This is a genomic window from Blastococcus sp. CT_GayMR20 (assembly GCF_004570345.1).
Genome location: NZ_SPQM01000210.1, coordinates 1 through 5,997, shown reverse-complemented (window position 1 = coordinate 5,997; position 5,997 = coordinate 1). Strand labels below are relative to the sequence as shown.

General features: G+C 74.6%; 8 protein-coding genes. 6 read left to right on the top strand and 2 right to left on the bottom strand.

What is annotated here, in order from left to right; translation table 11 throughout:
* Both E4P40_RS25605 and E4P40_RS25600 read left to right on the top strand, forming a co-directional pair.
* A partial coding sequence (locus tag E4P40_RS25605) for a histidine kinase (RefSeq protein WP_245160585.1) occupies positions 1 to 614 on the top strand: 614 nt, incomplete at its 5' end.
* Positions 605 to 1,249, top strand: coding sequence for a response regulator transcription factor (locus tag E4P40_RS25600; protein WP_135161144.1), 645 nt, complete (start codon positions 605 to 607; stop codon positions 1,247 to 1,249). The genes E4P40_RS25605 and E4P40_RS25600, both read left to right, overlap by 10 nt.
* Here the strand turns inward: E4P40_RS25600 and E4P40_RS25595 are convergent.
* On the bottom strand, positions 1,238 to 1,633 hold the full coding sequence (locus E4P40_RS25595; RefSeq protein WP_135161143.1) for a hypothetical protein: 396 nt from the start codon (positions 1,631 to 1,633) through the stop codon (positions 1,238 to 1,240). The genes E4P40_RS25600 and E4P40_RS25595 overlap by 12 nt on opposite strands.
* Positions 1,634 to 1,742: 109 nt before the next feature.
* Here E4P40_RS25595 and E4P40_RS25590 point away from each other — a divergent pair, with 109 nt between their 5' ends.
* A complete protein-coding gene (locus tag E4P40_RS25590; RefSeq protein WP_135161142.1) occupies positions 1,743 to 2,987 on the top strand; it encodes a GNAT family N-acetyltransferase in 1,245 nt (414 codons plus the stop codon).
* A 19-nt stretch (positions 2,988 to 3,006) separates the two neighbouring features.
* On the top strand, positions 3,007 to 4,083 hold the full coding sequence (locus E4P40_RS25585; RefSeq protein ID WP_135161141.1) for a DUF2855 family protein: 1,077 nt from the start codon (positions 3,007 to 3,009) through the stop codon (positions 4,081 to 4,083).
* Here the strand turns inward: E4P40_RS25585 and E4P40_RS25580 are convergent.
* On the bottom strand, positions 4,080 to 4,562 hold the full coding sequence (locus E4P40_RS25580; protein ID WP_135161140.1) for a ribose-5-phosphate isomerase: 483 nt from the start codon (positions 4,560 to 4,562) through the stop codon (positions 4,080 to 4,082). The genes E4P40_RS25585 and E4P40_RS25580 overlap by 4 nt on opposite strands.
* A gap of 26 nt (positions 4,563 to 4,588) precedes the next feature.
* Between E4P40_RS25580 and E4P40_RS25575 the strand changes: the two genes are divergently transcribed.
* Both E4P40_RS25575 and E4P40_RS25570 read left to right on the top strand, forming a co-directional pair.
* Complete coding sequence (locus E4P40_RS25575; protein ID WP_135161139.1) at positions 4,589 to 5,254, top strand: DUF429 domain-containing protein; 666 nt, start codon at positions 4,589 to 4,591, stop codon at positions 5,252 to 5,254.
* Positions 5,251 to 5,997: MBL fold metallo-hydrolase (locus E4P40_RS25570; protein ID WP_245160584.1), on the top strand; the 747-nt coding region annotated here is incomplete at its 3' end. The genes E4P40_RS25575 and E4P40_RS25570, both read left to right, overlap by 4 nt.

Here is a 5,997-nt window from a genome sequence, read left to right as displayed (position 1 = left end):
CCGAGGGCCGCAACGCCGCCGTCGCCGCCGAGGCCGTCGCGCTGCGGCGGCTGGAGCGCGACATCCACGACGGACCGCAGCAGCGGCTCGTCCGGCTCGGCATGGACCTCTCCCGCGCCCAGCGGCAGCTCGACCGCGACCCTGCCGCCGCGCGGGTCACGCTCGACGAGGCCGCGGGCCTCGCCCGTGAGACGCTCGAGGAGCTGCGTGCCCTCTCCCGCGGCATCGCCCCGCCGGTGCTCGCCGACCGCGGCCTGGCGGCGGCGCTCGCCGCACTCGCAGCGCGCTCCCCCGTGCCGGTCGACCTCGCCGTCGATCTGCCCACGGAGCGGCTGGCCCCGGTCACGGAGAACACCGCCTACTTCGTCGTGAGCGAGGCGCTGGCCAACGTGGCCAAGCACAGCGACGCGGCCACCTGCCGGGTCGAGCTCTCCTGTCGCGACGGACGGCTGCGGGTCCTCGTCGAGGACGACGGCACCGGGGGCGCGGTGCTGGCGCCCGGCCACGGCCTGGCGGGGCTCACCGACCGGCTGCTCGCGGTGGACGGCGAGCTGACCGTCGACAGCCCTCGCGGCGGACCCACCCGGCTCGCCGGGACCCTGCCGTGCGCGTAGTCCTCGCCGACGACTCGGTGCTCCTCCGGGAAGGGCTGGTCCGGCTGCTGCAGGAGGCCGGCACCGACGTCGTCGCCGCCGTGGGTGACGGCCCGTCGCTCGTGCGGGCCGTCAGCGAGCAGCGTCCGGACGTCGCCGTCGTCGACGTCCGCATGCCGCCGACGCACACGGACGAGGGCCTGCGGGCCGCGGTGGAGGCGCGGCGGGCGGTCCCGGGGACGGCGGTCCTCGTGCTCAGCCAGTACGTCGAGGTGGCCTACGCCGACGAGCTGCTGGCCGACGGCGCGGGCGGGGTCGGCTACCTGCTGAAGGACCGGGTGGCGGACGTCGACTCGTTCCTGGCCGCCCTCGAGGACGTCGTCGCGGGTGGCACCGTGCTCGATCCGCAGGTGGTGGCCCAGTTGTTCGCGCGCCGCCGTGCCGACGACCCGGTCCGCCGGCTGACCGCGCGCGAGCGCGAGGTGCTCGGGCTGATCGCCGAGGGGCACTCGAACACGGCGATCGCGCGCATCCTCGTCGTCACGCCCGGGGCGGTCGAGAAGCACACCCAGCACATCTTCGCCAAGCTCGGGCTGGCCCAGGACGAGGACCAGCACCGCCGCGTGCTCGCGACCCTGGCCTACCTACGCGCCTGACGGCGTCGGACCGGGACGGCGGATGCGCGACCGCCACGAACCGAGCGCCTCCGCGGCCCGGGCCGCCGTGGTGCGCCACGTGGGTGGGCCGAGCCGCGACTCGATCCGCGCCAGCCGCAGCTCCATCTCGTGCATCCGGTCGGTGTCGGCCGGCCGTCCGGTCTCCAGCCGGTCGGCCAGCTCGGCGAGCCCCTCGGTCAGGCCGGTGACCAGGGACGCCGCCTCGCCGGGGAGCAGCCGCACGGTGCCGACGCAGACGTCGTCGCGCCACAGGCTGAGGTTCACCACGTTCTCGTCCGCGTGCGGCGAGACGCGGACCGCCCGGTTGCTGCCGCGCGCGTCCCACGCCCACCGGCCACGCGTGGGGAGCCGGACGACCGTCATGGCCGAAGGCTCGTCGCCGTCCCCTCCTCCGTCAAGCATTTCGGGACCGCGTCGATCCGCTGGGCGAACTCGTTGGCGTCGGGTCGGACCTTCCCGGTAGACAGGCGGTGTGTCCGATCTGGCCGAGCAGCTCCGTCCCGTCACCGCCGAGGAGTGGCCGCAGTTCGCGCGGGCCATGAGCGAGACCTTCGGCGACGACCCCACCGGTCCCTTCGTCGAGTCGCCCTCGCCGGTCGCCGAGCTCGACCGCTCGCTCGGGTTGTTCGAGGACGGCCGGGTCGCGGCCACCGCAGGCATCTACAGCCTGCAGATGACCGTGCCCGGCGGCGCCGCGGTGCCGACGGCGGGCATCACCTGGATCACGGTGGTCCCCACCCACCGGCGGCGGGGGGTCCTCACCGCGATCATGCGCCGGCAGCTCGACGGGCTGCACGAGGAGGAGCGGGAGCCGGTCGCGGCGCTCTGGGCCGCGGAGTCCTCGATCTACGGCCGCTTCGGCTACGCACCGGCCAGCAGGCGGGGTGGCTGGACCGGGCAGACGTCGCGCCTCGCCCTCCGCCGGGACGTCGACACCGGCTCCGGGCGGATCCGGGTCGTCGATGCCCACGAGTTCCGCGCGGCGGCCGCCGGGATCCACGACACCGTGCGCCGGTCCGTCCCCGGCAACATGGCGCGCGACGACCGGTGGTGGGACCGGCTGCTGCGCGACGAGCCCGACCAGCGCCACGGCTACACCGCCCGCCGGCACGCCCTGCACGTCGAGGCCGACGGGACCGTCACCGGGTTCGCCCTCTACCGGCTCAAGTCGTCGTGGTCCGAGACGAGCGAGCCGGAGGGGACCCTGCGGGTCGGCGAGGTGCGGTCGACCACCCCGACGGCCTACGCCGCGCTCTGGCAGTTCCTGCTCTCGCACGACCTGGTCCGGACCGTGGACGCGCCGATGGCCTCGGACGACGACCCCCTGCGCCACCTGCTCGCCGACCCGCGTGCGCTGCACGCCCGGCCGGTCGACGCGCTCTGGCTGCGGCTGGTCGACGTCGGCCGCGCGCTCTCCGCTCGCCGGTACCCCTCGCCGATCGACCTCGTGCTCGAGGTCCGAGACGACTTCTGCGAGTGGAACACCGGCCGCTGGCACATGTGGGGCCATCCGGCGGGCGCCTTCTGCGACCGCACCGACCGCGATCCGGATCTGTCCCTGGGCATCGAGGACCTGTCGGCGGCCTACCTGGGCGGGGTGTCCCTGGCGTCGCTGCAGGCCGCGGGCCGGGTGCGCGAGATCAGCCCCGGCGCGGTGGTGAACGCCTCGACCGCGTTCAGCTGGCCCGTGACGCCGTGGTGCCCCGACGAGTTCTGAGCGCTCTACGGTCGGGCCCATGGCCTCCGACGAGGGTTCCTGGACGCTGTCGGTCGACCGGGCGGACCTCACCCGGACCCGGCTGACGAGATCACCCCTGCCCGATCTGGCGCCGGGCGAGGCACTGCTGCGGGTGGACCGCGTGGGGGTGACGGCGAACAACGTCACCTACGCGGTCCTCGGTGACACGTTCCGCTACTGGGAGTTCTTCCCGACCGATGCCGGCTGGGGCGTCGTCCCCCTGTGGGGGTTCGCCGAGGTGGCGGAGTCGCGCGTCGACGGGCTGGAGGTCGGCGGGCGCGTGTACGGCTACCTGCCCTCGGGCAGCCACCTCGTCGTCCGCCCCGGACGGGTCGACGCGCGCGGCTTCCGGGAGACGGCCGACCACCGGGCGACGCTGCCGTCGCCGTACAACACCTACGCGCTGACCAGCGGCGACCCCGCCTACGAGCCCGACCGCGAGGACCTCCAGGTGCTGTTCCGCCCGCTGTTCTGGACCTCGTTCATGCTCGCCGACTGGCTCGTCGACAACGACGCCATGCGGGCGCAGCGGATCGTGCTGTCCTCGGCGTCCAGCAAGACCGCCTACGGCGCCGCCGTCGAGCTCCAGCGGCAGGGCCGCGAGGTCGTGGGCCTCACCTCACCGCGCAACGTGGGGTTCACGGAGAGCCTGGGCTGCTACGACGCGGTGCTGGCGTACGACGCCGTGACCGAGCTGCCCGCGGTGCCCACGCTCTACGCCGATGTCGCCGGCGACGCCGACCTCACCGCGACCCTGCGCGCGCACCTCGGCCCGGCGCTCGTGCACGAGGTGGTCGTGGGCGTCACCCACCAGGAGGCGGCCCCGGCCGGCACGCTGAGCCAGACCGGGCCCGGGATGTTCTTCGCCCCCGACCAGATGCGCAAGCGGATCGGTGAGTGGGGCCGCGAGGAGCTGGACCGCCGCTTCGCCGACGCCTGGCGCAGCTTCGCGCCCAGGGCCGAGGGGTGGGTCGACGTCGTCGTCGGGCAGGGTCCCGAGGCGCTGGAACAGGTCTGGCTCGAGGTGCAGGCCGGCCGGACCGAGGCCCGGACCGGCCACGTGCTGAGCCTCTAGGACCGCGTGGGGAGCCCACCGGCGGGACGGTGGCGGTCACGCTCGTAGTCGCTGACCAGCCCGATGCGGCGGGCGTGGCGCTCCTCGCCGCTGAAGGGCGTCCGCAGGAACTCCAGCACCAGCTCCGCCGCCTCGTCGTCGGAGTGCTGCCGCGCACCGATGGAGACGACGTTCGCGTCGTTGTGCTGGCGGGCCAGCTGGGCGGTCGACGTGTTCCAGACCAGGGCGGCACGCACGCCCGGCACCTTGTTGGCCGCGATCTGCTCACCGTTGCCCGAGCCGCCGATGACGACCCCCAGCGAGCCGGGCTCGGCGACCGTCCGCTCCCCCACCTCGAAGCAGAACGGCGGGTAGTCGTCCTCGGCGTCGTACTCGAACGCCCCGCAGTCGACCGGCTCGTGGCCGGCGTCGGACAGCACCCGCTTCAGGTGCTCCTTGAACTCGAGGCCCGCGTGATCGGTCCCGATGAAGACGCGCATGCCGGGGAGTCTGTCAGGCTCGCGCTGTGGCGGTGCTCGGGGTGGACGGCTGGCGCGGTGCCTGGGTGGCGGCCCGACTCGACGGCCGCTCGGTGACGCTGTGGGTGCTGCCCGACGCGGCCGCCGTCCTCGCCGTCGCTGATGTGGATGTCATCGCGATCGACATGCCGATCGGCCTCTCGGACGACGGCGTACGCACCTGCGACGTCGAGGCACGTCGTCGGCTGCCCGGCGCGGCGAGTTCCGTGTTCCCCGCGCCGGTGCGTCCGATCCTGTACGCGACGACCTACGACGAGGCGCGGACGACGTCACTCGCTGCGTCGGGGCGTTCCTTGTCCGTGCAGACCTTCGGGTTGGTGCCCGCGATCCGGTCGCTCGACGACGCCCTCGGTGACCCGCCGGATCCGCGCGTGCACGAAGTGCACCCCGAGCTGACCTTCCGCGCGCTCGACGGACGGGTGATCGATCGCAAGGCCTCCGGCAGCGGGCTCGCTCAGCGGATCCGCGCACTGGAGCCGGTGATGGACGTGCTCGACGCCCTGGCCGACGACCGGGTCGGCCTGCCGGTGATCGACGCGCTGGACGCCTGCGCCGCCGCCTGGTCGGCGCAGCGCATCGCCGACGGGACGGCCCTCAGCGTCGGGGACGACGTCCGGGATGCCCGCGGCCGGCCGATGCGGATCCGGTGGTGAGCGCCTGGCAGGAGGTGGGCGCCGGCATCTTCGTCCGGCGGCACGCGGAGCTGGACCTCAACTGCGGCCTGGTGGTGGGCGACGGCGCCTGCCTCGTCGTCGACACCCGGTCCCACCTCGGCGAGGCGGCCGACCTGATCGCCGCCGTCCGCACCGTCACGCCGCACCCGTGGACGGTGGTCAACACGCACGCCCACTACGACCACTGCTTCGGCAACGCGGCCTTCCGGCCGGCCGCGATCTGGGCGTCGCGCGGCTGCGCGGCCGAGCTGGTCGCGACGGGCGAACAGCAGCGGGCCGAGTTGTTGCGCACCGTCGACGGGGCGGCAGCGGAGCTCGTGGCGACCGTCCCCATCGACCCGCCGGACTGCCTGGTCGACGACGTGGCGGTGCTCGACGTCGGCGGCCGGGAGGTGACCCTCCGGTTCCTCGGCCGCGGGCACACCGGCTCCGACCTGGTCGTCGAGGTGGAGGACGGGGACGACGGCACGGTCGTCTTCGCCGGTGATCTCGTCGAGGAGGGCACACCCCCGGCCTTCGACGACGCGTTCCCGGCGGAATGGCCGGCGACGCTCGGCCGGCTGCACGCCTTCGCCCGCGGGCCGGTCGTCCCCGGGCACGGGGCCGTCGTGGACGCCGCGTTCGTAGGCACTCAGCGCGAGGAGCTCCTCGCCGTGCTCGCCGCCCTGCGGAGCGGGCGACCGGACGACGGTCCGTACGACGGGGCGACGATGGCCGCGGCC